The organism is Ciceribacter thiooxidans (assembly GCF_014126615.1).
Lineage (GTDB): Bacteria > Pseudomonadota > Alphaproteobacteria > Rhizobiales > Rhizobiaceae > Allorhizobium > Allorhizobium thiooxidans.
This window is the reverse complement of record NZ_CP059897.1, coordinates 947,497-972,400: the sequence shown is the minus strand read 5'-3', so window position 1 is coordinate 972,400 and position 24,904 is coordinate 947,497. Positions and strand designations below refer to the sequence as shown.

Genomic DNA, 24,904 nt, shown 5'->3' with positions numbered 1-24,904 from the left:
GAGACTTACTTCCCTTCCAGAACGATGCGGCGGACGCTTCGCTCCAACACTAGCCCCAGGCAAAGCGCTCCGAGGCCGAACGACAAGAGATAGTACTTATCGAGAACGGGACTGTCGTACGTGGGAAAGAATGCCGAGCGCATCCATTCGACGGCCTGCAACGCCGGGTTCCAGGAAAGCGCATAAGCGGCCTGAGCAGGAAGAGCGGAAACCACGAAGAGCGTGCCCGATGTTATGTAAACGAGGACGAGTGTCAGAGCGTAGATAGTCGCAAAAAACGTGAACATGGACGTCATAACTCCCACAAGAACACCCACGCCGATGGCCAGCAGAATAGTCGACAGGAACGCGAAAGTGGCCTGCTCCCAGTCGTTGGGAAAGGGGCTGTCGCCAAGAGCAAGCAAGATGGTGAAGGTCAAAAACACCATGAGGAAAGCCGCAATGATCTCGAGAAACGCACGCGCAAACAAGATATCAAGTACCTTGACCGCGGGAATCGCCAACATCGGGCGGTTGAGCACGATAGAGAGTGCCATGAACCGCGACACATACATGAACGTCAGGCAGGGCAACAGACCCGTTGCGAAGAAGATTCGTAGGCTATCTCCGAAGGGAGCCTTCCGCCCATAAAGGTATAGATCATCAGCAAAACAAACATGTGGGCGAGTGGCCACAGCGGTACCAGCAGAAACCCAAGGCCATGATTGAAGAAGCGAGTTCTCACATCACGCAGGATTACGGCCTGCATGACGTGTCCCTTCTGCTTCAAAGCATATTGTATCGATCGGGGATCGCGACCTCGATCGTTGTGCGCAATTGTCCGGGTCATCAAATATCGACCTTGCTTCTGGCCACCTTTAGAAGGCCCATCGAAATCAGCCAAACGAAAAAGCTACCTAGCGCCGTCAGCGCTACTGAGAGCCCGCGCCGAGGGTAGAGCGCGTCATCAGGCAGACTCGCCGGCAAGAAGCTGTCGAGATACATGAGTTGCTGCTTACTGGCGAATTGAACCTGCTCAAATGTACGAATGCTTGCCGCGAATTGCTCCTCCGCGAGACGGGTCTCGAACGCAAGGCTTGAGAGCTCTGCGGACACGCTAGCCAGGTTGCCAGCGCCATCACCTTCGGGACTGGCAATCTGACGCTGAAGGTCTTCTATCTGCGCTTGTTTGCTTTCTATCTCGCGCGCGAGAATCTTCATCTGAGGCGCCGTGCTGGCGATGCTTTCCAGCTTGACCGTGTAGGATTGCTCCAGCGCGATCTTCTCCTGCTGAAGCTTGGTAAGCAGCGACGAAAGCATTGCTGAAGCGCCTTCCACCGTAAGGACGCCGCTCTCGTTCTGCTGCGTGGCAACACGTTCGCGCACCTCCCGGAGCTTTTCCGTGGCACGGTCAAGATTGATTTGGACGGATTTTGTCACGTCTTGCCAGATCCGCTCGCTAAGCTGATTGATCATTCTTTCAGAAGCGGCAGTGATACCCGCCGCAACATCTCGCGCGTCTTCCGCAGAGAATGCATTCACAGTCACCGTAATGATTCCGCTGGAGGGGCTTACCGTCGTCCTTACTATTCCGTCCCAATAATCTAGGAACTCCTCGTAGGTGACGTCTGACCTCAAGCGGGCGACAAAGTCTATATCTGAGCGAGAGAAGCGCGAACGAATGTCCATGCTTTTCTCAAGTTCTTCGAGAATCGTTCGACTGTGGATGAAATTGACGACAATTTGGGTGTCCTGTGCAATTTTCGCCGATGGCAGTCCCGTCACTTTTCCGAGCTGATCCTTGCCGATCGCCGGTGTCGACGTCCTGACGACAAAACGCGTCTCTGACTGATATCGAGCCGATGCGATCAGACCAAAATAGACAACGGACCCGACAATGGGCACTAGCAGAAAGAATATGGTGTTGAAGACTAACATCCAGCGGAAAACGCGATCGATGAACCGGGGCCTGAGGCCAACTGCTTTGTAGAGCCCACTTCGATTCGACGTCGAGAAGCGGAGCTTACGCGCAGTTGCGGACAATGCCCTTGCTGCCCCGCGGCTCTTTTCCAGGGCCGACGGCTTCGACAGTTCCTGATCAAGCTTCATCATAATTTCAATTGCCCTTCCGCCTCTCGAGCAACGATCAGCGATTCAAGCGATAGTATGTTTCGATCGCATCTGCCACTTTGTCATATAACAGCATCTGACCATCCACGAGAACGACGCCTTTGTCGCAGTAGGCGTTGATCGTCGGCATACTGTGTGAAATCATAATGATGTCGGCATTTTTGCGACGGCTTTCGAAGGCGTCTTTGCACCGCTTCTGGAAGCGGGCGTCCCCGACCGCGGTAATCTCGTCGACGAGATAGCAATCGAACTCAACGGCCATCGAAAGCCCGAATGCCAGACGAGCCATCATGCCCGACGAATAAGTTCGAACCGGTGCAAAAATGTAGTCGCCGAGTTCAGCGAAATCCTCCACGAAGTTGGAGACGCGGCGAACGTCCTCGCCGTAGGCGCGCGCGACAAAAGCAAGATTGTCACGTCCAGACATCTGTGGGTGGAAACCACCGGCGAAACCGAGCGGCCACGAAACGCGCAGGTCCTTGATGATACGCCCTGAGTTCGGCAGCGCCGACCCCGCGATCATCTTCATTGTCGTCGATTTTCCGGCTCCGTTCACGCCCAGTAGTGCATAGGAATAACCCGGCAGGAACTCCATATTGCAGTCGTCGAGGATCACCTTTCGGTGCCCCTCCGTCTTGAAATGCTTGGAAACCTTCTTGAAACGGATCATCTCGCCTCCTCAGAGCTTATGATCTTCAATCGAAGCCCAGAGGAGGGCGCCGGTGCTCCAAAGAACCGTGAGTGCGAGAAGTATAAGTAGGGGCGTCGACAACCTATGAGGATAGAGCGATTCCTCCGGCACTGTCGGAGGAACAAAAACCACCAGGTACAAGCTCTTGCGCATGGCTTCAGCCTGCGCTTCTTCGAGATTCTTGCGGGCCGCCTCGTAGAGGCTCTCTGCCACTCGGCGGTCTGTTTCAATACGTGAAAAACTCTGAATGACACTGGCTACGCTTGCCGCTGATCCGGAATTCCCCGCCAACTCCCCCTTCAGCTTGTCAATCTGCTCGCTGATGCTCTGACTCGCGAGTAGAAGCTGCTGGCGAACCGGCGATGATTCCACCTTCGATTCCCTCAAGACGAATAAGCGAGTTTCAAGCTCGAGCTTTTGGGCGAGGAGCGCCGACAACAGCGTCCCCGCTTCGGTGGCTCGTGCTTCGGGCGTCAATAAGCCGGCTTCATTCTGAAACGCTTTCATGGTTTCCAGGGCGGATCGATAATTCTCAGCCGTTCGCTGCAATTCCGCCTCGAAACGAGCAATCAAGTCGTGCTGCGCACGCGCAGACAGTTCGTTTATCAACGTCTCACTTTCGCCGATGATTGCTGAAGCCAGAGCCTTCGAATCTCCCGGAGAAAAAGTACGGGTCTTAAGTGTGATTATGCCTGAGGGACCGTCAACGTAGGTCAAAATTTGGTTGGCCCAGTATTTTAAGAAACGCTCTTTCGACTCAGTTTCGTTGAAGCGAGACAGGATATCTGCGTCGCTCCGAGTGAACATCTGGCGATAATTGATCTTCTTTTCCAACCGTTCCAGAATTTCTGACGAGTGGATAAAGCTGGTAACGATAAACCCATCTTGGGACATCGCATTCATCGAAAGAACGCCGCTGTCGAGCGAGTCTTTGTTTCGATCCTCGGCAAGAGAGCGAACTGCGAACCGAGCCTCGGCGATGTATTGATCGGACGCTATAAAGGCGAAATAGAATATGCTGGCAACCACTGGCAGGATGACAACGGCGATGAAACTGATGAAAGCGAACGGCATGCGCGAATTGGTCTTCGCTTCTGCGTGCTCCCCCTGTATAGGGTCAACATCGATCGAAACCACAGACCGGCTGCTTTTCGACATCGGGAATGCTTGACGTGACAACCGACCTATCAAGCTGTGGCGCGGACGGAACGGCGAGTCAGTCTCGCTTCTCCTGATCTTGGTTTCAGTCATCGTCCGACATTCCGTTCGTCAAATCTTCTGCGCAACGGCATCGTCGATCGCCTTGCGCACGTAATAGTCGAGGATAAGGTCGTCCTCCAGATACGATTCCGCCACCGCAAAAGTTCGAAGCTCAGCAGCGACTCGATCGACCGCGTCGTTTCGCTGAAGGATCGGTATCCTATCCATATCAATGTTCAGCAGCTCTCCCAAGGACGAAGCAAATGAAAGTGTGTCATTAATATGCCCGATGACTTCGAGACGCGATATGATATCCATCACCACCGCTATGTCCCGTCGGGTTGACGGCTGGTCCGGATCAGCGCAGGCGAACTGCCGCGTCGTTGGAGACATCAGAACCGTTCGGACTCGTGGCGGCGCCCGCTTGAGCGCTTTCGCAACCGCACCCGTATCCTTGAAGTCCAAATCACCGAAGTAGGCGATGGCCGGAGACAGGGACATCAAGTCGCGCTCCCCGAGAAAGGGGGGCTTCGTCGTCGAACACAGCTTCAACGTCAACAGACGGAGAGCCATTTCGTAGTAGGGTTCCGTCAGAAGCGCGACGCCAGAAAAACCCTTGTCGAAAAAGTCCTGATGATTTCGTACCTGAAACCGACCGCTCAAATAAATCGACTGGAGCTTGTCGAGAAGAAAGACTTGGAGTGTCGTTTCGTAGCCGTAGCGTTCTATCGACGGAAGCACATACTGGAAATGGCTCCTCATCGCCCGGTCGAGTGCGGTGTGTGGAACGAGTTGCGTCTCGATGCGCAGGATCTTTCGATCTATCTGTCGCGAAGGAAGTGGGCGACGATAGATCAGCAATCCCGTTTTGGCATCCTGGATCACGAGCGTCGCGCGTTCCTTCAACCCAGGAATGTTGTGATCCGTGAGCTTGAAGCCAACCAAACCCGTGTTGTGCCGCCCGCTCGCGACGACGGCATTGTGCAATTGATCGCACTCGATTTCGGCTATGCGCCCGTCAGCATCCGAAACAAGAACAACCGGGACATCTGAGAACCCATCGGGGATAAGGTATCCCTCGACTACGTCTCCTTTGTCACGTTGGATATTGAAGAGCAATTCACGCCTGCATCGTTAGGGAGTCTCGCTTTGCAAAAAGACAAAAGCAAGGACCACCCCGGTGACTAGGATCTTCCTGCGTAATGTTGATCTCACCGAAACCCAAAGCTCGAATTAAACTGAGGATGTCGTTCCGATGCATCCAATAGTGCCGATCTTTCATGCCACCACAGAACTCTTTCGTCGCGTTGGCATTGAAGTAGTGACGTTCGTAGTAGCGGACCGGAACACCGGCAAAGGCCCGGGTTTCTATGTTTCCGTTGAACGCCTGACGACGTGGATCGTCGGAGGGCATCGCCGTGTCGTCAAAATAATGTGTCCATATGAAAAGCTGGTCGCATCGACGGGTCAATTGGGACAGAAATTGTCCGGGATCCGCCATGTGGTAGAGAACCCCCGAGGCAACGGCGAGATCGTAATGACGGTCTTCCGTCTCCAGCCACTTCAACGCGTCGCCCAAATAGAAATGCGCGCGATCGATGCCAAGAATTTCCTTCGTCACAAGGCACCGAAGGAAACATTGCTTGTTGGCCTCGACAGCATCGATGGATGAGGGGGCATGCCGATTCAGCATATAGGTGTGCATTCCTTCGAGAGGCCCAATCTCGAGCACCTTCTTGTCCTTTATCGAACCCGCTTGCTGCACCGCCCAATCGATTCGCGGATCCGCAAACAGCGCATGGTCGCCGGCTTTCAGCCGAGTTGACGCAGGGAACGCCGAATTCCATCCCGGCAGGATATCTATTGCATTCTGATGACTGGGCTTGTCGTTGCAGTACTGATCGAACAAGTTGTCGGTTTCCTGCCGTCTCCGAGAGGAGCCAACATCGAAGATCTTCTCGAGAAACCGCATCTCTATCTACCGCCAATCACATCTCGGGTCGCTTGCGGTGCGAGTCTATAATGCCCCCCCTAGGCGAACGCAACCCGAATATCCGTCGAAAGGTTGTGGTCTGGGGCCAGCCGTCTGAACCTTGATGTCTTCGCCACCGTCTCCCCGTCGAAAGAGACTCTGTTCGGCATATTTCAGCTCTGAATTGCCCGACTGACGAAGCTACGCCAATGATTCTGTCAAGCTGCTCCGTGTTCATGCGTCAGCTCAAGCGCGGATTCAAATTGCTTCAAGCGACGGGTTATCTCACCAGCCCGTGCCAACGGAGTTGCGACATGGTGCCCCCCTCGACCTCGATCAATTCGACGCCGGGAAGACCTTCCATATGCCTCGCGTGTTGCCGATCTACGTGCAACGACGAGTCGTAGAACAAGACGGTAGATGCCGGCGCGCTGGAAATGTACGCTCTTCTGACATCAAGTCCGTCGTATCCGATATTGGCGATCTCTGCCATTTTCCAGGGCCAGCGCCGGTCTAGTGCTCTCTCCCGCCACGCAGCGTGCAAACACGCCTGTGGTGCGAACGCTAGTACCAGGTCTGCGGAAATGTCTGAGCCGAGCTTCATCGCCGCGAATCCGCCCATTGAACTGCCGATGAGAGCCACGCGAGTGATGCCGTTTTCCATAATGTATCGTCGCAGATTCGCGAGAGTGTCGGCGTAAGAATAGGAAAAATCGAGTATTGGACCGAGATACCAATGCTGCATCTGATCTCGTAAGAAAATGCGGTGTGATCGGAGCTGCGCAGTTACGCCCTCCCATTCGAACCCGGTGGCGGGTAGTTGATCATTCCCGTAACTCGTTAGACAAATGACGAGACTGGCAACTTTTGATTGCAGTATTTTGACGCCTCGCACTATCCACCTTCCCCTATCCAGAGTATACCGCGTCATCAACAGGAGTATGAATGCGCCGTCAACCAGAGAATCTCGACGGCTATACGGCTGAGTTCAGTTTAGACGCATTTGGCCCGCCAGACGTCGCGCTACGCTCGTTGGCACGAGATCCTCTTGCCTCGTTCGGTCCTGGATTGCACATAGTCGACCGTGATGCCGAAGGCTATCAGGCGCGCAGGCCAACATGGAAGGAACTGGGAAAGGTGAGCACATTCACCCTGAACGCAGAAACTCAAGCACATCTCGCCGAAAGAGGCGTCTGGCTACATCATAGGCATGCCGACTACTATGTTGGAGCCAAGATTGATTTTGAGCCACCCGTCGCAATCGCGGCGGACCTCGCATACAATTTTCCAATCCGAATAGGTGCATTCAGTCACCTGAACGGTGGGTACATCCAGCGCGTCTCAATCGGACGCTATTGCTCGCTCGCACGCGATATACAGATCGGGCATGGGTTTCACCCAAATGATTGGCTTTCTGTTTCGCCCCTCCAGTACGCGCCGAATTATCGCGGGTTTTCGGAATTCGCCGCGCGCCATGGAGCGCGTAGAAGCGACATCAAGACGATTCCATTTGTCTTCGGCAAGCCAACTACCATTGGAAACGACGTCTGGATTGGCAATCATGTGTTTGTGGTCGACGGCATCACGATCGGCGACGGCGCGATAATTGGTGCCGGCTCAGTGGTGACTCGGGACGTCGACCCCTACACCATCGTGGCGGGCAATCCGGCCAGAGTGCTGCGAAGCAGATTCGATACTAATCTGGTAGAGCGTCTGCTTGAGCTCCGGTGGTGGAGGTATAGCCTTGCTGATCTCGGCGCTGTCGACTTTTCAAGGCCAGACGTCGCGCTCAATCGATTGGAGGAGTTAATCGCGTCGGATGAAATCAGCGAATACCTGCCTGACGTGATCACTCTCCCGTTGAGTGAATGATCCCGTTCGGAGGATGGGGCCGTTCCGACACAATCGGCCGGCGTTAGTAACACGAGACCAACGAATGGCAGCTTCCTATCAACGAAAATTCGCCGTCACATCGACAGGCATTCTTAAGACGCCCCTCATAGAGACCTTCCTCGACGCTTCCGTATGCCGCGCGCCCCTCTTTCTGAGACCAAGGAACATCGACGCGGTCGCCGGGTGGGGCGCCAAGGAAAGTGGCCGACGAGCCGCTAAGGTCGCGCGTAAGCTGGGTGTACCGGTTCTCTACCTCGAAGACGGGTTTCTTCGTTCCATCCGGCCGGGAAAGACATCGCCTGGATATTCGCTCGTGATCGACCATGAAGGGATCTATTACGACAGCACTCGCCCGTCTACTCTGGAGAGCCTACTCAACTCCGATAGCCAATTGCTGGCGGGCATAGAAGGATCTGTCGCACGCGCAAAGCACCTGATACTTACGCATCAGTTGAGTAAATACAATCATGCGCCTCGACTGGCCACGAGGGATCTCCGGGAACACGACAGCCAACGCGTGCTGGTCGTCGACCAGACAGCCGGCGACAATAGTGTCGAAACGGGTGGAGCAAATGCCCATACTTTTCAAAGAATGCTGGCTGCAGCGCTTACCGAGAATCCCGAGGCGACAATCTACGTGAAGACCCATCCGGAGGTCAGCGCCAAGACGAAACGTGGCTATTTGACCGACATCGTAGAGGACGAGCGAACAGTCGTTCTCCGCCATCCGATCAACCCGATGAGCCTGGTAGCCAAAATGGATCGCGTCTACACTGTAACATCGACGATGGGTTTCGAGGCCCTCCTGGCAGGTCGCCAGGTGACGTGCTTTGGCATTCCCTGGTACTCGGGCTGGGGGGTCACCGACGACCGGCAACTTTGCAGCCGCCGCAGCCGCAGCCGCTCAATCGACGAGTTATTTGCGGCGGCATACTTTCACTACACGACATATATAAACCCCCGCAATCGGAAGCGCGGTGACATCTTCGACGTCATCAGCTGGCTTGCGGAACATTCCACGTCCTCAGACACTCACGATTAGTCCCCTTTGGAACACACCTCAGAGGGGTCAACCGAGCACTCCCTCCCCATTTGACTCCCGCCCCGACCTCGGTATAGGCTCCCTTAATTGGCTTGACCACCTGACGACCTGATTGGAAAGTCGACGCGATGGTGTCATCTATGTTCACGGTCATGGAGACGCGGCGGCTCTACCGCCAGGTTGCGGACCAGATGCGCAGCCTGATCGAGCGCGGCGAATTGCCGGCCGGTTCTCGTCTTCCGGCCGAGCGTGACCTCGCGCAGCGCCTCGGCGTCTCGCGTCCGACGGTCCGCGAAGCTCTGATTGTGCTCGAAGTGGAAGGCCTGATCGACATCCGCATGGGCTCCGGCGTCTATGTCGCCGCGCGCAAGGCGCCGCCAGCCGGCGCGCCGCCGGAAGACTTCGAAGGTCCATTCGAGCTCCTGCGGGCGCGGGCGGTAGTGGAATGCGCCGTCGTCGAGGAGGCCGCCCGTCTCGCCCGGCCCGAACACGTCTCGCTCCTCGACCGGAATCTCCAAGAGATGGCGGCGGCGATCGGCGACCGGCACCGGGCGCTGGCGCTCGACCGGGAATTCCACGTCATCGTTGCGAGCATCATCGCCAACGCGACGCTCAACCGATTCGTCGGCAGTATGCACGACATGCGCATGACGCCCTATTTCGAGAAGCTCGCGAGCTATTTCGAGAACCGCCGGACGTGGCAGGCGGCGACGGAGGAACACCACGCGATCCGCGACGCGATCGCGGCAAACGACCCGGACGCCGCCCGAAAGGCGATGCGCGCGCATCTGCAACAATCCGAACTTCGGCTTTCGGAGAGCTTCGGGGAAGATCACACGCCTGATGCCGCAATGGCGGCGGGAGGACAGGCCGGAGGACTTTGACGACACGTTTCAGCGACTTCAACTCGGGAGGAGACAAAGATGAAGTTCAGACTGATGATGCTACTCGGTGCGACTGCTGCAATTCTCGCCTCGGCGATCACCGCCCAGGCGGAGACGGTGCTCAAATGGGCCCATGTCTACGAAACGTCCGAACCCTTCCACACGGAGTCCGTGTGGGCGGCGGATGAAATCGCCAAGCGCACCGACGGGCGCTACAAGATCGACGTCTTCCCGGCGTCCCAGCTCGGCAAGGAAGCCGACATCAACCAGGGCCTGAAGCTCGGCACGGTCGACATCATCATTTCCGGCTCGAGCTTCGCCTCGCGTGAATATCCACCGATCGGCGTCACCTACTATCCCTATACCTTCCGCGATCCAGCGCACCTGATCGCCTACACCAAGAGCGACGTCTTCAAGAAGCTCGCCGCCGGCTACGAGAAGGCCTCCGGCGGCAACCATATTACCGCCGTCAGCTATTACGGGACCCGCCACACCACCTCCAACCGGCCGATCGCCAAGTGCGCAGACATGGCCGGCCTGAAGATCCGCGTTCCGGACGTTCCGGCCTATCTCGCAATGCCGCGCGCGTGCGGTGCCAACACGACACCGATCGCGTTTGCCGAAGTCTACCTCGCGCTGCAGAACGGCACGGTCGAGGCGCAGGAGAACCCGCTTACCACGATCGAGGCGAAGAAGTTCTACGAAGTCCAGAAGAACATCAGCCTCACCGGCCACATCGTCGATCACCTCAACACGGTGGTCTCCGGCATGCTGTGGGCGAAGCTCTCCGACGAGGACAAGAAGATCTTCACCGAGGTGATGCAGGAGGCTGCCGAGCGCACCACCAAGATCATCGAGGAGCGCGAGAAGGCCCTGGTCGACAAGTTCAAGGAACGGGGCATCACCGTGACCGAAGTCGACCGGTCCGACTTCGAGAAGGCGGTCATGGAGAAGGTGAGCTTCGAGGAGTTCGGCTACGACAAGGCCGACTGGGAAGCCATCCGCGCCGTAAAGTAGGCCGGACCACCCATATCGCGCCCGGTGCCGTGTCGCCGGGCGCCCTTCCCTTTCCAAAGATCGGCGGAGTTCTCCGATGAACGAACGACAGCATGCCCCGGCCAGCGTCGAGGAAATGGCGCACGCCTTCGAGGAGGACGCAGGCCCGGCAGACCTCTCCTCCTACGCGGTGGAGGACTGGCTCAACATGGCCGTCTTCTGGTTGATGGCGGCCTGCGTCTTCCTGCAGTTTTTCACCCGCTATGCGCTGAACAACAGTCTCGCCTGGACCGAGGAAATCGCCGCGAACTGTCTCGTGGTGATCGTGTTCCTCGGCTCGGTCATGTGCGTGCGCATGGCGCGACACATCCAGGTCGACCTTCTCTACCGCTTCCTGCCCCAGCGGATCGGCCGTTTGCTGCAGCTTCTCGTCGATTTCATCGTCATCGGCTTCTTCACCTACACGACCTGGCTGATGTGGCGGTATATCGCGATCGTCGGCAACGAACGCATGGTCACGGTCAACCTGCCGCGCGGCTATGTCTTCTATACCGTGTTTGCCGCCTTCGCCCTGATGCTGGCACGCTCCGTGCAGAACTTCGTCAGGGACATGATCAACGAAAAGACCGTTCGCGAGCAGGCGAGCGAATCCGGCATTCAGGGGTGTGACCAGTGCTGCTGCTCATCGGATCCTTCCTCGCCCTCATGATTATCGGTACGCCCGTTGCCGTCTCGCTCGGCGTCTCGTCGCTCCTCTACCTGCTGATCTACGGCATTGCGCCGGACATCATCGCTGCCCAGCGGATGATCGCGGGGGTGGAGAGCTTTCCGCTGATCGCCGTTCCCTTCTTCATCCTCGTCGGCAACCTGATGAACATCGCCGGCGTCACCGGCCGCATCTATCACTTCGCGCTCTCCCTCGTCGGCTGGATGAAGGGCGGCCTCGCGCAGGTCAACATCATCGGCTCGGTGGTTTTCTCCGGCATGTCCGGAACGGCGCTCGCAGATGCCGCCGGCATCGGCACGATCGAGATCAAGGCGATGAAGGACCACGGCTACCCCGTCGAGGCCGCGGTCGGCGTCACGGCTGCCTCCGCCACCCTCGGCCCGATCTTCCCGCCATCGTTGCCCTTCGTCATCTACGGCATGATGGCCAACGTCTCGATCGGCGCGCTGTTCATGGCCGGCATCCTGCCGGGCATCGTCATGGCGGGCCTGATGATGCTGACGGTCTTCATCTTCGCGCGCCGCAAGGGCTGGGGCTCCGACACGCCGTTCGAACTGAGGCAGCTCGGCGCAGCCTCGCTGGAGGTCGGCATCGTCCTTTGCTTCCCGATGGCGGTCTATCTGCTGATCCTTGCCGGCCTGTCGATCAACATAGCGGTCCTTATCGCGCTCGTCGCCCTTATCGCGCTCGACTGGTATTTCGATTTCCACGCGGTCATGGCCCTGATGACGCCTGTGCTGCTGATCGGCGGCATGACTATGGGCTGGTTCACGCCGACCGAGGCGGCGGTTGCCGCGGTCATCTGGTCGCTCTTCCTCGGGCTTGTGCGCTATCGCACCATGACCCTGCGCACACTGGCAAAGGCGAGCTTCGACACGATCGAGACCACCGCCTCGGTGCTCTTCATCGTCACCACTGCGTCGATCTTCGCCTGGCTTCTGACCGTCAGCCAAGCCGCACAGCTCTTCTCCGATTTCATGTTCTCGCTGACAGACAACTGGTGGACCTTCCTCATCATCGTCAACGTCCTTCTGCTGATCGTTGGTGCCTTTCTCGACACGATCGCAGCAATCAGCATTCTGGTCCCGATCCTGATGCCGATTGCCGCGCGCTACGGTGTGGACCCCGTTCACATGGGACTGATCTTCACGCTGAACCTGATGATCGGCCTCCTGACGCCGCCGGTCGGCATGGTGCTCTTCGTGCTGTCGCGGATATCGAAACTGTCGATCGAACGAACATCAATGGCGATCCTGCCATGGACGATCCCGCTGGTGGTGGCCTTGCTGCTGATCACCTTCATTCCGGCGATCACCCTCTGGCTGCCGACTGAACTCGGCCTGTTGCGGTAGGGGTGGCCGCAATGCTGACACGGCTCGCGCGCCTTTACGGCCGTCGTGACCTCAAGGTCGAAGCGGCGCCGGTTGCGCCCCCCGGGCCCGGCGAGGTCCTGCTGAAGATGGCAGCCGGCGGCATTTGCGGCTCGGACCTCCATTACTACCAGGACGGCGGTTTCGGCCCGGTGCAGGTGCGCGAGCCGATCATCCCCGGCCATGAGGCCTCGGGCCATGTCGCCGCTCTCGGCGCCGGGGTCACCGGCCTTTCGGTCGGCGATCTGGTGGCAGTCAATCCGAGCCGGCCCTGCGGCACCTGCCGCTTCTGCCACGAGGGACTTCCGATCCACTGCCTCGACATGCAGTTCATGGGGAGCGCCATGCGCCTTCCGCATGCACAGGGCATGTTCCGCGACTGGCTCACCGTACCGGCCGTCCAGTGCCTGCCTGCGGGCCTGCTCGTTGGTGCGGACGAGGCGGCTTGTGCCGAGCCGCTCGCTGTCTGCCTCCATGCGGTTGCCCGGGCGGGCGAGCTCGAGGGCAAGCGGGTGCTGGTCACCGGCGCCGGGCCCATCGGGGTCCTCGCCGTCGCCGCCGCACGGCACGCCGGCGCCGGGGAGATCGTCGCGACCGACCTCGCCGACGCAGCGCTCGAACGCGCGCTCGCCATGGGCGCGACACAGGCGCTCAACGTTCGCCGCGAGCCCGAGCGCCTCGCCGCCTTCGAAAGTGACAAGGGATGTTTCGATGTCGCCTTTGAATGCTCCGCCGCCGAGGCTGCCCTTCGCAACGCCATCGCAACGGTGAAGCCACGCGGCACGATCGTCCAGGTCGGGGTAACCGGCGACATCACCCTCCCCCTGAACGCGCTGGTCGGAAAGGAACTGCGCCTCGTCGGAACGCAGCGTTTTGACCGCGAATTTGCGCTGGCCGTCGAGCTCATCGCCGACCGGCGGATCGATGTCCGGCCGATCATCTCGCACAGCTTCCGCCTCGAAGACGCCGTTACCGCCTTCGAGCAGGCCGGCGACCGTGCGCAGGCCTGCAAGGTCCAGATCACGTTTTCGTCCTGAAACTGTCCCGGTCACGGCCGGAATTTGCGGTGACGGCAAAATTTAGGCCCCAGATTTGCTGCCGATGCACGCCACCCATGCAAAATTTGATCTCCTGTTTTCTCGGCAAACGCCTAAATAGAGGGCATCAGATCGAAGGACAAATGCTATGAACATCGGCAACGCAATCACCGAATACTTCCGCCTCCGCAAGGCTTATCGCGAACTCTCCCGTCTCGACGACGCATCCCTGAAGGACATCGGCGTCTCGCGGTCGCAGATCCGCCAGGCCGTTTTCGGCCGCTGAGGCAACGTGGCCCGGCAACGGGCCAGCCAAAGAAGCCGGCAGAATGACCTTCTCCGGCCAACGACGACAACCCGGCCATGGCGAAAGCCCGCGGCCGGGATATTTTTTGGAGTGTCGCCGAATCGGCCCTCCCCTTCACCCACCCGGACCCGCGCCCCGCTTCCCCCTTCCCTGCGGCATTCGGCCTCACAGGCTTCCACCCTTTGCTTTTCCACTCACAGGCCGCCGCGACGCCCGGTCAAGCCGGCGCAGTCGGCAGTTGTCGACAGCGCGGTTCAGCCGAAAAACTCTCCCGCGAACCCCTCTTGCTTTGTCAGAATTCAAGTCGTAGCGTCGGCGCACGTGCAAGTATTAGCTGTCTCTCCCGAAAGGAAGTCAGCTTATTCAAGCATTTACGAACGTGAGAACCTTGAGGAAAACGGCTCCTCAGGGCGGATCAACTGACAAGACAATAGGGGATATAACAATGAACGCTTCAATCAGGCGTACCCTCAAGGCAGTTCTGCTTTCCAGCACGCTGCTTGCCATGACCGCCAGCCTCGCTTCCGCCGAGACGGTCATCCGCCGCGGCAATGGCGGCGAACCTCAGACCCTCGACCAGGCCCATATTTCCATCGACATCGAGGGCTTCATCGTCCGCGACATGTTCGAGGGGCTGACCATCTATAATCCAAAGGGAGAAGTCATCCCGGGCGTCGCCGAGAGCTGGACTGTCTCGGAAGACGGCACGGTCTATACCTTCAAGCTGCGCGACGACGCCAAGTGGTCGAACGGCGATCCGGTGACCGCCGACGATTTCGTCTTCGCCTGGCGCCGCATGGAAGATCCCAAGGAAGCCGCCGAATACGCCAACATTCTTTATCCGATAAAAAATGCGGAGGCGATCAATACCGGCAAGGCCGCTGTCGACACGCTGGGCGCGAAGGCGGTTGACGCAAAAACGCTGGAAGTCACGCTCGAGCGCCCGACGCCCTACTTCCTGCAGCTTGCCTCGCACTACGCGGCTCTGCCGGTCAACGCCGCCGCCGTTCAGAAATTCGGCGCGGAATGGACCAAGGCCGGCAACATGGTCTGCAACGGCGCCTATTGCCTGACGGAAAACGTTCCGAACGACCACATCACCGCCGTCAAGAACGACAAGTACTGGGATGCGGCCAACGTCAAGATCGACAAGGTGATCTACAACCCCTCCGAGGATCAGTCGGCGACCGAACGCATGTTCGAGGCCGGCGAGCTCGACGTCGTCTATAACTTCCAGACGGACCAGAAGACGTTCCTCGAAGAGAAGCTCGGCAAGGACCAGGTTCTCGCCAGCACCGACCTCGGCACCTACTATTACGTCTTCGACACCCGTCACGAGCCCTTCAGCGACGTGAAGGTCAGACAGGCGCTGTCGATGGCCGTCGATCGCGACTTCCTCGCGGAGAAGATCTTCTCCGGCGCCCAGCTCGCGGGCTATTCGTTCGTTCCGCCGGGCATGGAAGGCTACACCGCGGCCGCGCCCGAATGGGCCACCCTGGACCAGCTCGACCGTGAAGACAAGGCCAAGGAACTGCTGAAGGAAGCCGGTTACGGCGAGGGCGGCAAGCCGCTGAAGATCGACATCCGCTACAACACCAACGAGAACCACAAGAAGGTCGCGACCGCAGTCGCCGACATGTGGAAGGCTGTCGGTGCGGATGTCACGCTGCAGAACCTCGACGTGAAATCGCACTACGCCTACCTGCAGGAGGGCGGCGCCTTCGATGTCGCACGTGCCGGCTGGTCGGCCGACTACGCCGATCCCGAGAACTTCCTCAATCTGATGGTTTCGTCCAACACGAGCTTCAACTACAGCCATTGGTCCAATGCGAAGTACGACGAGCTGATGAAGGCCTCCTATACGGAGCGAGACCCGGCCAAGCGCATGCAGATCCTCCATGACGCCGAACAGATCGCCATGGACGAACAGGCGAATGCTCCGTTGATGGTCCATGCCTCGACCTGGCTTGTTTCCCGCAAGGTCAAGGGCTTCGAGATGAACGCCGTCAACGAGCACCTGACCAAGTTCCTCTCCATCGAATAAAGCACATGCAGGACAGGCGGAATCCGGGACGACCGGTTTCCGCCTCTTCGCGTTTTCGCGCGTCGGCTGGAGGAACCCTCCGGCTTGTCCTGCTGTTTCCGGATTTCAGGAGAGAGCAATGCTGTCATTCATCCTGCGACGACTGCTGTCGTCGATACCCACGATCTTTATCGTGATCACCCTGTCCTTCTTCATGATGCGCCTGGCGCCCGGCGGTCCGTTCAACCTGGAGCGGCCACTCGAGCCGCAGGTTCTCGCCAATCTCAACAAGGCCTTCCTGCTCGATCAGCCCCTGCCTGTGCAATATCTCCACTATCTCGGCAATCTCCTGCACGGCGACCTCGGACCGAGCTTCGTGTACCGGGATTTCACCGTCGGTGAACTGATCGCCAAGAGCCTGCCATACTCGCTGATCCTCGGCTCCTGGGCGCTTGCCGTCGGTGTCATCGGCGGCGTCGTTCTCGGAAGCTTCGCCGCCGTGCGGCAAAATTCGGCCTTCGATCACCTCGTCATGAGCTTTGCCAATATCGGCATCACCGTGCCGAGTTTCGTCGTCGCACCCATTCTCTCACTGGTCTTCGCCGTGATCCTGCGGCTTGCACCGGCCGGCGGCTGGGGGACGGCAGCTTCAACAATCTGGTGCTGCCGGTCATCGCACTTGCGCTGCCGCAGATCGGGATCTTTGCACGCCTCACCCGAGGGTCGATGATCGAGATGCTGCGAGCGGACCATGTCCGCACTGTGCGTGCCTACGGGCTGCCCGCGCGAAGCATCATCATCGTCCACGCGCTGCGCGGCGCGCTGATGCCGGTCATCTCCTATTTCGGGCCGACGGCCGCCGCAGTCCTCACCGGTTCCGTCGTCGTCGAAACGGTGTTCTCGCTCCCCGGCGTCGGCCGCTACTTCGTCCTCGGCGCGCTCAACCGAGACTATACGCTGGTCATGGGTACGGTCGTTCTCATCTCCGTCTTCATCGTGGTCTTCAACCTGATCGTAGACATCCTCTACGCGCTGCTAGATCCGAGGGTCCGCTATGAGTGAACCACACATCCAAACCGGACCCGCCGCAGCCCCCTTCGAGACGGACGCACGGGAGGGACTGAGCCTCTGGAGGCTAGCGCGCATCCGCTTCCGCCGGAATACCGCCGCCATGCTCTCTCTCGGCTATCTGCTGCTGATCGTCGTCTTCAGCTTCGGAGGAACGATCTTCTGGCCGCATCGTTACGACGCAGTTTTCACGAGCTACGTCGCTGTTCCGCCGTCGCTCTCGCCATACCCGCAGGAGGCCACGCTTGAACAGGTCATGACGAAGGCAGTCGAGCGCGCACGCGTCAGCCTGGACGCTTTTGACGTCTCCGGCTCCGACTACACCGCCACCATCTCTTCCGACAAACCGATCGACGAGCGCGTCCTACGCTACCTCGATCGGCCGGACGAGTTCGACGGTGCCGCGCTTGAAGAAGCGCGGAACGACGGCAAGACCCTCGTCATCACCGGTCGGGTCAACGGGCAATATTTCCCCTTCGGGACGGATCGCAACGGCCGTGACCTCCTGCCCCGCGTCATGCTCGGCGGCCAGGTCTCGATCGTCGTCGGCCTGCTTGCGACCTTTGTGTCGCTGGTCATCGGCGTCACCTACGGCGCAACCTCCGGCTTCGTCGGGGGGCGCGTCGACAATGTGATGATGCGATTCGTCGAGATCCTATACTCGCTGCCCTTCATGTTCTTCGTCATCATGCTGGTGGTGTTCTTCGGCCGCCACTTCGTGCTGATCTTCGCAGCGATCGGCGCCATCGAATGGCTGGATATGGCCCGCATCGTGCGGGGCCAGACCCTGTCGCTCAAGCGCCGCGAATTCGTCGAGGCCGCCCGCGCCATGGGGCTTTCCAACTGGCAGATCATCCGCCGTCACGTGATCCCGAACACGATCGGGCCTGTGGTGGTCTTCGTCACGATCCTCGTGCCCAAGGTGATCCTGCTCGAGAGTTTCCTCTCCTTCCTCGGGCTCGGCGTGCAGGAACCGATGACCTCGTGGGGCACGCTGATCGCCGAAGGTACAGCCAGTATGCAATCCGCATCATGGCTGCTGATCTTCCCCGCGATCTTCTTCGTAAGCACGCTGTTCGCACTCAACTTCGTTGGCGACGGCCTGCGCGACGCGCTCGATCCCAAGGACCGCTGACGATGACCAAAACGGATATGCTGCTTCAAATACGCGATATGCGCGTCTGGTTTGACACGCCACTTGGCAAGGTCGAGGCGGTCAAGGGCATCAGCCTCGATGTCAAACGCGGCGAGACCCTTGCGATCGTCGGCGAGTCCGGCTCCGGCAAGAGCCAGACGATGATGGCTATGATGGGCCTGCTCGCCGCAAACGGCTCCGCCTCCGGTTCGGCAAGGCTCGACGGTGCCGAAATCCTCGGCCTGCCGGTGAAAGGGCTGAACCACATCCGCGGCGAGCGGGTGACCATGATCTTCCAGGAGCCGATGACCTCACTCGATCCGCTCTACAAGATCGGTTACCAGCTCGCCGAGCCGATGATCCACCACAAGGGTCTCTCGGCGAAGGAGGCACGGGCGAAGGCGATCGAGCTGCTGAAGCTCGTCAAGATCCCCGACCCCGAGCACCGGATCGACTCCTACCCTTATGAGCTATCCGGCGGCCAGCGCCAGCGCGTAATGATCGCCATGGCGCTCGCCAACGACCCGGAACTCCTGATCGCCGACGAGCCGACGACGGCGCTCGACGTCACTATTCAGGCGCAGATCCTCGACCTGATGCGCGAACTGAAGGAGCGGATCGGCCTCTCGATCATATTCATCTCGCACGACCTCAACGTCGTGCGGCGCTTCGCCGACCGCGTTGCGGTGATGAAGCTTGGCGAGGTGGTCGAGCAGGGGCCGGTCGAGGCGATCTTTTCCAATCCGCAGCACGACTACACGAAGATGCTGCTCGCCGCCGAGCCGACGGGACACAAGGACCCGGTTCCGACCGACTCCCCAAGGCTCCTCGAAGGTCGCAACGTCGCCGTGACGTTCACCGCCGGCGGCGGGTTCCTGGGCCGCAGAAAGCTCGAGGTGAAGGCGGTTCGCGACGTCACGATCACGCTTCGGAAGGGGCAGACGATCGGCATCGTCGGCGAATCCGGCTCGGGCAAGTCGACGCTCGGACGGGCGCTTCTGCGCCTCTTCGACAGCGACGGCCGGGTCATCTTCGACGGACAGGACATCTCGAAGGCGAGCGCGCAGCAGATGCGCGTCCTACGCCGCCAGATGCAGCTCGTCTTCCAGGACCCGTTCGGCTCGCTCTCGCCGCGCATGACCGCCGGCCAGATCGTGACCGAGGGCCTGCTCGTCCACGCGCCGGAGATCAGCCGTGCCGAGCGCGACCGGATCGCTGTCGAAGCGTTCAGGGATGTCGGCCTCGATCCTGCCTCTCGCAACCGCTATCCGCACGAGTTCTCGGGCGGCCAACGCCAGCGCATCGCCATCGCCCGCGCCATGGTGCTGAAACCGAAGGTGCTGGTGCTCGACGAGCCGACGTCGGCACTCGACCGGTCGGTGCAGAAGCAGATCATCGAACTGCTTCGCGACCTGCAGCAGAAGCACGGCCTCTCCTATCTCTTCATCAGTCACGACCTCGCGGTCGTGCGGGCGCTCTCCGACTACATTGTCGTGATGAAGAACGGCGTGATCGTGGAGGAAGGCGAGACCGCAGCGATCTTCGACGCACCGCAGCAGGCCTACACGAAGGAACTGATGGCGGCCGCCTTCTGAAAGGTGCATGGGCTATGGCTGACGCCGGCGGCTAAAGCGCCGGCGTTGGCAGATCGATCACAATGGAGGGCTTCCTGACCTCTGTGGAAGGGCCTTTGTCAGGCCTTTCATCCGGACTGTTATCGCGAGGATCGGTAACACCGTCCGAAGACGCGCAGACGGTCTCCAGGAGTTCGCACGTCATCGCCTGCGCCTGCTTCGGAATGTCGGCGAAGCGCTCACGATAGAGAAGGCTCATCATCACGGTCTCCGCGAGCTGCGGGTCCATACGTCGTGCGACAGACAAGGCCCTCCGGCATTCTTCCTTGAAGGGCAACAAGGCACTGACGGCGTATTCTCCGCCTAGAACCTTGATGACGCAGGCTATGTCGAACATGTCGCGCGGCTGCATCGACGCACCACGGTAGCATATCTTCTTGGCGATGATTTCCGCAGGAGTCTCGAGCAGGACGTCGCGTCCGCGCACTCGCGCTTCAACCACGGGATGGGCAGTCAGGCTCGCGGCACAGATGAAGTCGATCTCCCCTATGTCCTTAAAGGCAATCTTCAACGTCCTCGATCCGTCGGACACATAGCCATTGGCCGTCAAATTCAGCGTAACCCTGTGTCTGCGGATTGAGATACGGCAGGATTTGAGGATCATCGACGAAGACGTCGACAGGCGAAGCTCTCGCGGTGATCGATCTGCAGCATGAGGGCCGTGCCGCCCCCGAAACTCCATCTGTCAATCAAGGTGAACCTGGAGTTCGCATGGTCGATGATGCGCGCGGCCTGATCAAACAGGTCGCCCCATCCGCTCGTGCGCGTGGGCAACTACGCCGCCCGCGCCAGCGGCAGCGGATAGCCAGCCAGCGCCGAGAACTTCCGCGCCAATTCGCAGGCAATCATTGGATCGACGCACATCTCGTCCAGGAACGAGTACTGGAGGCCCTCGTAGACTTCCGAAAAGAAGCAGAATGCCGATGGATCGAAAAGATCGACGCTGGCGGGATCAGAAATCTTCGACGCCAGTTGCTCAGCCGACAGCGCCGTCCCGTAAGGGGCGTTGACAGTGGCCAGAACCTTTACCGCAACAACCGACATGTTTCCGGACCGCATACCTCTCTCGATTATCTATATAACGCCACAAAGCCCGGGAAACAAGAAATCCACTGCGTCGTGCCTTTAGCCGCTCCCTGGGACCGTCCGATCACCGCACCGACGCTGGTCGATGCCGCGTAATCTTCATTCACACCGACGCCCTTCCCATCCGATCCTCATCGGGTTATGTTCCTAATTCGTTCTGCGAGCGCGGGGAACTTGCCTCAGCGCACGTGAACGATGACGAGGAAATGCGGCGGCAAGGTCAACTCACGGAAAACACGGACGCACCGGCAAGACACCGGCGCGCCTGCGGTGTTGCTCTCTCCGCCATGCCGGTGACGTGCCTATGCATGTCCTGGCGCATGAGGGGACAGAATTTCTGATGAGCCTTGCCTACCTGGAGAAGCTGAACGACCGGCAGCGTGCCGCGGTCGAGCATGGTGTCGGCGCGCCCGGCGGCCAATTGCCCGGACCGCTCCTGATCATCGCCGGGGCCGGGTCTGGCAAGACCAATACCCTCGCCCACCGCGTCGCCCACCTGATCGTCAACGGCGCCGATCCCCGTCGCATCCTCCTGATGACTTTTTCCCGCCGCGCCGCATCGGAAATGGCCCGCCGCGTCGAGCGCATCTGCCGTCAGGTGCTGGGCGACAAGGCCGCCGTCATGACCGACGCACTCGCCTGGGCCGGCACCTTCCACGGCATCGGCGCCCGTCTCCTCCGCATCCATGCCGACCAGATCGGCCTTGCGGAGGATTTCACCATCCATGATCGCGAGGACAGCGCCGATCTCATCAATCTCGTGCGCCACGAGCTCGGCCTCTCGAAGACCGAGAGTCGATTCCCGACCAAGGGCACCTGCCTTTCGATCTATTCCCGCGTGGTGAATTCGGAAACCTCGATCGGCGAGGTGCTGAAGGCGCACTACCCCTGGGTCGCCGGCTGGGAAGAGGAGCTGAAACAGCTCTTCGCCGCCTATGTCGAGGCCAAGCAGGTGCAGAACGTGCTCGATTACGACGACCTCCTGCTCTACTGGGCGCAGATGGTGAGTGAGCCGGAGCTTGCCGACGAGATCGCCGGCCGCTTCGACCATGTACTGGTTGACGAATATCAGGACACCAACCGGCTGCAGGCGGCGATCCTGCTGGCGCTGAAACCCGGCGGGCACGGGCTGACGGTCGTCGGCGACGACGCCCAGTCGATCTATTCGTTCCGCGCCGCGACGGTGCGCAACATCCTCGATTTTCCCAACGCTTTCTCGCCGCCGGCCGATGTCGTCACGCTCGACCGCAACTACCGCTCGACACAACCGATCCTCGCCGCGGCGAATGCGGTGATCGGCGAGGCGCGCGAGCGCTTCACCAAGAACCTCTGGAGCGACCGTGAAGCCGAGGAGCGCCCGGCGCTGGTGACGGTCCGCGACGAGGCCGACCAGGCCCGCTACATCGTCGAGCAGGTTCTCGAAAACCGAGAGCGCGGCATCGGATTGAAGCAGCAGGCGGTGCTCTTCCGTTCGTCGAACCACAGCAGTTCGCTCGAAGTCGAGCTCACCCGCTCGAACATCCCCTTCGTCAAGTTCGGCGGCCTCAAATTCCTCGATAGCGCTCATGTGAAGGACATGCTGGCGGTGCTGCGCTTTGCCCAGAACCCGCGCGACCGTGTCGCAGGCTTCCGTCTGCTGCAGCTGCTGCCGGGGGTCGGGCCGCAGACCGCGGGCCGCATCCTCGATGCGATCGCCGCCGACCCCGAGCCGCTCATGACGCTTGCCGAAATTCCCGCGCCGCCGAAAACGGGCGCGGACTGGCCGACCCTGCTCGACCTGCTGCTCGGGCTTCGCAAGACGGGCCCGGGCTGGCCCAACGAGATCAGCGCGGCGCGCATCTGGTATGAACCGCACCTCGACCGCATCCACGAGGATGCCGAGACACGCAAGGCCGACCTGCTTCAACTCGAGCAGATCGCGGTCGGCTATCCGAGCCGCGAGCGCTTCCTGACCGAGCTCACGCTCGATCCGCCGGACGCCACCAGCGACCAGGCTGGCGTTCCGCTGCTTGACGAGGACTACCTGATCCTCTCGACCATCCATTCGGCCAAGGGGCAGGAATGGCGCTCCGTCTTCATGCTGAACGTCGTCGACGGCTGCATTCCCTCCGATCTCGGGGTCGGCACAACCGCGGAGATCGAGGAGGAGCGTCGGCTCCTCTATGTCGGCATGACGCGCGCCCGCGACAGCCTGACCCTTGTCACGCCGCAGCGCTTCTTTACCTACGGCCAGAATGCGCAGGGCGACCGCCATGTCTACGCGGCGCGCACCCGCTTTGTCCCGGCCGCCATGCTCGGCCTCTTCGAGACGAAGAGTTGGCCGAAAGTGCCGAGCGCGACCACCGAACGCAGCACGCGGCAGGTCCGCGTCGACGTCGGCGCCCGCATGCGGGCAATGTGGAAATAGGAGCAGCGGAGCGGTGAGGTTAAGACCGACAAAGAGCCTATGCGCCGCGATCTCCGGTACCACGTCAGGACGGCAGAGCGGCAGACAGTTGCTGGTATGTCACGGCCAACCGCCTGACCACAGTTGCCGCCTCCGCATCGCGTGCGGTCGAAAGTGAATATTGCAGCGACCCAACCAATACCGCTTGCTCGGAGAGAACCTGAGCGGCATCCCTGCAGCCGATCCGGGCGAGGCAGGTTGCAGCGTCGGCGAGCCGCCGGGCGCCCACGCGAACAGCAAAATGGATCAAGTGTCCGCGCAAGCTCTCATCGCACCCGGTCTCGATCATCGACGCCAAGGCTGTGGCGGCGTCCCCGTTTCCGAGAGTTCCTTCTGGCAAATTCTCCTGCTGCTGCATCGAAAGCCACGCCGCCGCGGCGGGAAGCGTCGCCCTGATGACGTCCTCCTCGTGCACCACCTGCAGACGGCGAAAGTTGGCCCGCATCGTGAAAGGGAGCCCGTAATCGATGCTCTCGGCCCGCCATGCCTCCAGGAAGTCACCAATCGGCAGAGTGGCATAGGGATACCCTTGGGGATCATGCATCCTGAGGCGGTCACCTTCGATCGCGAGCACGACGAGATAGTGATCAGCGCCGATCGGCCCGTTCATGCCCGGCTGGTAACGAAGCCATCCCATTTCCAGGGGGCCGACCCAAACCGGACCGTAGACGAGCTCGCGACGAAGGCGTTCGAATGCCTCGTCGGCACTCCCTCCGCTGGTGACACTCGACGTCCATCCCATGGCATCGAGCGCGGCGTCGAAGCCGAGATCGGGAGTCCACCCATACGGATCAAAGAACGGCAACGCACCGCCGACGAGCTGCATGCCAAATGCACTGCAGGTCGCAAACTCGGTCACTGCGGAAGACGGCGCGGCTTCCCCGAACATCATCGCAAACGAGTTGGTGTAACAGTACGGGCCGGAACCAATATACGGCAAATGCTGCATGGGATTCCTCCAGAATATGTTTCAGAGGTATGGCAAGAGCGGCATTTTTCGCAAAATTGTCAACCACATGGGCGTCGTCAGGGTCCATACGGCAGTAGAGATACCGGTCGTAACCGCCGAGCATGAAGCCGACGTCCTGGTAGAAGCGGCATGCGGCGACACTGTTCGTCTGCGTTTCCAGGCGGATCGTATTCAAGCCCTCTGCCTCGGCCCAGAGAACGGCCTTGTTCATCAAGGTGCCCGCAAGGCCACGGCGGCGACAAGGCCGTGCGACCGGCGCCGAACCACTCGCGGCACCTCGCGATCCTTCCGGGCCGGAGGCATCCGACATGTAT

The 24,904-nt window shown here is 59.9% G+C and carries 22 protein-coding genes and 2 pseudogenes; 13 read left to right on the top strand and 11 right to left on the bottom strand.

Annotated elements, in window-relative coordinates; genetic code table 11:
- Nucleotides 1-5: 5 nt before the first annotated feature.
- From H4I97_RS22535 to H4I97_RS22505, 7 genes are all read right to left on the bottom strand, one after another.
- Nucleotides 6-536: an ABC transporter permease gene (locus H4I97_RS22535; RefSeq protein ID WP_244658831.1), complete on the bottom strand. Its 531-nt coding sequence runs from the start codon at nt 534-536 to the stop codon at nt 6-8.
- A gap of 292 nt (nt 537-828) precedes the next feature.
- Entirely contained in the window at nt 829-2,088 is a 1,260-nt protein-coding gene (locus H4I97_RS22530; protein ID WP_182307935.1) for a KpsE/RkpR family capsule polysaccharide export protein, read from the bottom strand.
- 37 nt (nt 2,089-2,125) lie between these two features.
- A complete protein-coding gene (locus tag H4I97_RS22525) occupies nt 2,126-2,779 on the bottom strand; it encodes an ABC transporter ATP-binding protein (RefSeq protein WP_182307934.1) in 654 nt (217 codons plus the stop codon).
- A gap of 9 nt (nt 2,780-2,788) precedes the next feature.
- The gene (locus H4I97_RS22520) at nt 2,789-4,051 is read right to left on the bottom strand and encodes a KpsE/RkpR family capsule polysaccharide export protein (RefSeq protein ID WP_182307933.1); all 1,263 of its coding nucleotides are present in this window, start codon (nt 4,049-4,051) and stop codon (nt 2,789-2,791) included.
- Nucleotides 4,052-4,069: 18 nt separating this feature from the next.
- Nucleotides 4,070-5,119: a hypothetical protein gene (locus H4I97_RS22515; RefSeq protein WP_182307932.1), complete on the bottom strand. Its 1,050-nt coding sequence runs from the start codon at nt 5,117-5,119 to the stop codon at nt 4,070-4,072.
- A 1-nt stretch (nt 5,120) separates the two neighbouring features.
- Nucleotides 5,121-5,909 carry a class I SAM-dependent methyltransferase gene (locus tag H4I97_RS22510; protein WP_244658830.1) on the bottom strand — a complete coding sequence of 263 codons (789 nt, stop codon included), beginning with the start codon at nt 5,907-5,909 and terminating at the stop codon, nt 5,121-5,123.
- Between the two features lie 343 nt (nt 5,910-6,252).
- A complete protein-coding gene (locus H4I97_RS22505) occupies nt 6,253-6,717 on the bottom strand; it encodes an alpha/beta fold hydrolase (protein ID WP_182307930.1) in 465 nt (154 codons plus the stop codon).
- A 200-nt stretch (nt 6,718-6,917) separates the two neighbouring features.
- Here H4I97_RS22505 and H4I97_RS24820 point away from each other — a divergent pair, with 200 nt between their 5' ends.
- From H4I97_RS24820 to H4I97_RS22445, 12 genes and pseudogenes are all read left to right on the top strand, one after another.
- Nucleotides 6,918-7,844, top strand: a complete 927-nt coding sequence (locus H4I97_RS24820) for a CatB-related O-acetyltransferase (protein WP_182307929.1) — start codon at nt 6,918-6,920, stop codon at nt 7,842-7,844.
- Nucleotides 7,845-7,908: 64 nt separating this feature from the next.
- Entirely contained in the window at nt 7,909-8,907 is a 999-nt protein-coding gene (locus H4I97_RS22495) for a capsular polysaccharide export protein, LipB/KpsS family (RefSeq protein WP_182307928.1), read from the top strand.
- A 140-nt stretch (nt 8,908-9,047) separates the two neighbouring features.
- Nucleotides 9,048-9,791, top strand: a complete 744-nt coding sequence (locus tag H4I97_RS22490) for a FadR/GntR family transcriptional regulator (protein WP_182309040.1) — start codon at nt 9,048-9,050, stop codon at nt 9,789-9,791.
- 39 nt (nt 9,792-9,830) lie between these two features.
- Entirely contained in the window at nt 9,831-10,808 is a 978-nt protein-coding gene (locus tag H4I97_RS22485; RefSeq protein WP_182307927.1) for a sialic acid TRAP transporter substrate-binding protein SiaP, read from the top strand.
- A gap of 76 nt (nt 10,809-10,884) precedes the next feature.
- On the top strand, nt 10,885-11,496 hold the full coding sequence (locus H4I97_RS22480; protein ID WP_182307926.1) for a TRAP transporter small permease: 612 nt from the start codon (nt 10,885-10,887) through the stop codon (nt 11,494-11,496).
- Nucleotides 11,460-12,866, top strand: a complete 1,407-nt coding sequence (locus H4I97_RS22475; RefSeq protein WP_182307925.1) for a TRAP transporter large permease — start codon at nt 11,460-11,462, stop codon at nt 12,864-12,866. Before H4I97_RS22480 ends, H4I97_RS22475 begins: the two co-directional genes overlap by 37 nt.
- Nucleotides 12,867-12,877: 11 nt before the next feature.
- Entirely contained in the window at nt 12,878-13,921 is a 1,044-nt protein-coding gene (locus H4I97_RS22470) for an L-idonate 5-dehydrogenase (protein ID WP_182307924.1), read from the top strand.
- A 148-nt stretch (nt 13,922-14,069) separates the two neighbouring features.
- Nucleotides 14,070-14,207, top strand: a complete 138-nt coding sequence (locus H4I97_RS22465) for a DUF1127 domain-containing protein (protein ID WP_182307923.1) — start codon at nt 14,070-14,072, stop codon at nt 14,205-14,207.
- A 466-nt stretch (nt 14,208-14,673) separates the two neighbouring features.
- The gene (locus H4I97_RS22460; RefSeq protein ID WP_182307922.1) at nt 14,674-16,272 is read left to right on the top strand and encodes a peptide ABC transporter substrate-binding protein; all 1,599 of its coding nucleotides are present in this window, start codon (nt 14,674-14,676) and stop codon (nt 16,270-16,272) included.
- 118 nt (nt 16,273-16,390) lie between these two features.
- A pseudogene (oppB, locus tag H4I97_RS22455) lies at nt 16,391-17,313 on the top strand (oligopeptide ABC transporter permease OppB).
- Nucleotides 17,306-18,454: an ABC transporter permease gene (locus H4I97_RS22450; protein WP_182307921.1), complete on the top strand. Its 1,149-nt coding sequence runs from the start codon at nt 17,306-17,308 to the stop codon at nt 18,452-18,454. The pseudogene oppB and the gene H4I97_RS22450 overlap by 8 nt, the downstream one beginning before the upstream one ends.
- 2 nt (nt 18,455-18,456) lie before the next feature.
- A complete protein-coding gene (locus H4I97_RS22445) occupies nt 18,457-20,049 on the top strand; it encodes an ABC transporter ATP-binding protein (protein ID WP_182307920.1) in 1,593 nt (530 codons plus the stop codon).
- Nucleotides 20,050-20,194: 145 nt separating this feature from the next.
- Here H4I97_RS22445 and H4I97_RS22440 read toward each other — a convergent pair.
- Nucleotides 20,195-20,781 (bottom strand): annotated as a pseudogene (locus H4I97_RS22440) (nucleotidyl transferase AbiEii/AbiGii toxin family protein); the annotation flags it as partial.
- Nucleotides 20,782-20,862: 81 nt separating this feature from the next.
- Nucleotides 20,863-21,132: a hypothetical protein gene (locus H4I97_RS22435; protein WP_182307919.1), complete on the bottom strand. Its 270-nt coding sequence runs from the start codon at nt 21,130-21,132 to the stop codon at nt 20,863-20,865.
- A 382-nt stretch (nt 21,133-21,514) separates the two neighbouring features.
- Here H4I97_RS22435 and H4I97_RS22430 point away from each other — a divergent pair, with 382 nt between their 5' ends.
- Nucleotides 21,515-23,581 (top strand): ATP-dependent helicase, encoded by a 2,067-nt coding sequence (locus tag H4I97_RS22430; protein WP_182307918.1) that lies wholly within the window; start codon nt 21,515-21,517, stop codon nt 23,579-23,581.
- Nucleotides 23,582-23,645: 64 nt separating this feature from the next.
- On the opposite strand, the gene H4I97_RS22425 is transcribed toward H4I97_RS22430, so the two are convergent.
- Together H4I97_RS22425 and H4I97_RS24690 are read right to left on the bottom strand one after the other, a co-directional pair.
- Nucleotides 23,646-24,512, bottom strand: coding sequence for a hypothetical protein (locus H4I97_RS22425; RefSeq protein ID WP_244658911.1), 867 nt, complete (start codon nt 24,510-24,512; stop codon nt 23,646-23,648).
- On the bottom strand, nt 24,412-24,801 hold the full coding sequence (locus tag H4I97_RS24690; protein ID WP_244658829.1) for a GNAT family N-acetyltransferase: 390 nt from the start codon (nt 24,799-24,801) through the stop codon (nt 24,412-24,414). The genes H4I97_RS22425 and H4I97_RS24690 overlap by 101 nt, the downstream gene beginning before the upstream one ends.
- Between the last annotated feature and the right edge of the window lie 103 nt (nt 24,802-24,904).

Bases quoted from the DNA above. Each gene is read 5' to 3' on its own strand.
- H4I97_RS22470 (WP_182307924.1), top strand. From the start codon at position 12,878: ATGCTGACACGGCTCGCGCGCCTTTACGGCCGTCGTGACCTCAAGGTC.
- H4I97_RS22430 (WP_182307918.1), top strand. From the start codon at position 21,515: ATGAGCCTTGCCTACCTGGAGAAGCTGAACGACCGGCAGCGTGCCGCG.
- H4I97_RS22535 (WP_244658831.1), bottom strand. From the start codon at position 536: ATGGCACTCTCTATCGTGCTCAACCGCCCGATGTTGGCGATTCCCGCG.
- H4I97_RS22425 (WP_244658911.1), bottom strand. From the start codon at position 24,512: ATGATGTTCGGGGAAGCCGCGCCGTCTTCCGCAGTGACCGAGTTTGCG.
- H4I97_RS22495 (WP_182307928.1), top strand. From the start codon at position 7,909: ATGGCAGCTTCCTATCAACGAAAATTCGCCGTCACATCGACAGGCATT.
- H4I97_RS22530 (WP_182307935.1), bottom strand. From the start codon at position 2,088: ATGAAGCTTGATCAGGAACTGTCGAAGCCGTCGGCCCTGGAAAAGAGC.
- H4I97_RS22490 (WP_182309040.1), top strand. From the start codon at position 9,048: ATGTTCACGGTCATGGAGACGCGGCGGCTCTACCGCCAGGTTGCGGAC.
- H4I97_RS22480 (WP_182307926.1), top strand. From the start codon at position 10,885: ATGAACGAACGACAGCATGCCCCGGCCAGCGTCGAGGAAATGGCGCAC.
- H4I97_RS22520 (WP_182307933.1), bottom strand. From the start codon at position 4,051: ATGACTGAAACCAAGATCAGGAGAAGCGAGACTGACTCGCCGTTCCGT.
- H4I97_RS22450 (WP_182307921.1), top strand. From the start codon at position 17,306: ATGAGTGAACCACACATCCAAACCGGACCCGCCGCAGCCCCCTTCGAG.
- H4I97_RS24820 (WP_182307929.1), top strand. From the start codon at position 6,918: ATGCGCCGTCAACCAGAGAATCTCGACGGCTATACGGCTGAGTTCAGT.
- H4I97_RS24690 (WP_244658829.1), bottom strand. From the start codon at position 24,801: ATGAACAAGGCCGTTCTCTGGGCCGAGGCAGAGGGCTTGAATACGATC.
- H4I97_RS22525 (WP_182307934.1), bottom strand. From the start codon at position 2,779: ATGATCCGTTTCAAGAAGGTTTCCAAGCATTTCAAGACGGAGGGGCAC.
- H4I97_RS22485 (WP_182307927.1), top strand. From the start codon at position 9,831: ATGAAGTTCAGACTGATGATGCTACTCGGTGCGACTGCTGCAATTCTC.
- H4I97_RS22445 (WP_182307920.1), top strand. From the start codon at position 18,457: ATGACCAAAACGGATATGCTGCTTCAAATACGCGATATGCGCGTCTGG.
- H4I97_RS22505 (WP_182307930.1), bottom strand. From the start codon at position 6,717: ATGCAGCATTGGTATCTCGGTCCAATACTCGATTTTTCCTATTCTTAC.
- H4I97_RS22460 (WP_182307922.1), top strand. From the start codon at position 14,674: ATGAACGCTTCAATCAGGCGTACCCTCAAGGCAGTTCTGCTTTCCAGC.
- H4I97_RS22465 (WP_182307923.1), top strand. From the start codon at position 14,070: ATGAACATCGGCAACGCAATCACCGAATACTTCCGCCTCCGCAAGGCT.
- H4I97_RS22435 (WP_182307919.1), bottom strand. From the start codon at position 21,132: ATGTCGGTTGTTGCGGTAAAGGTTCTGGCCACTGTCAACGCCCCTTAC.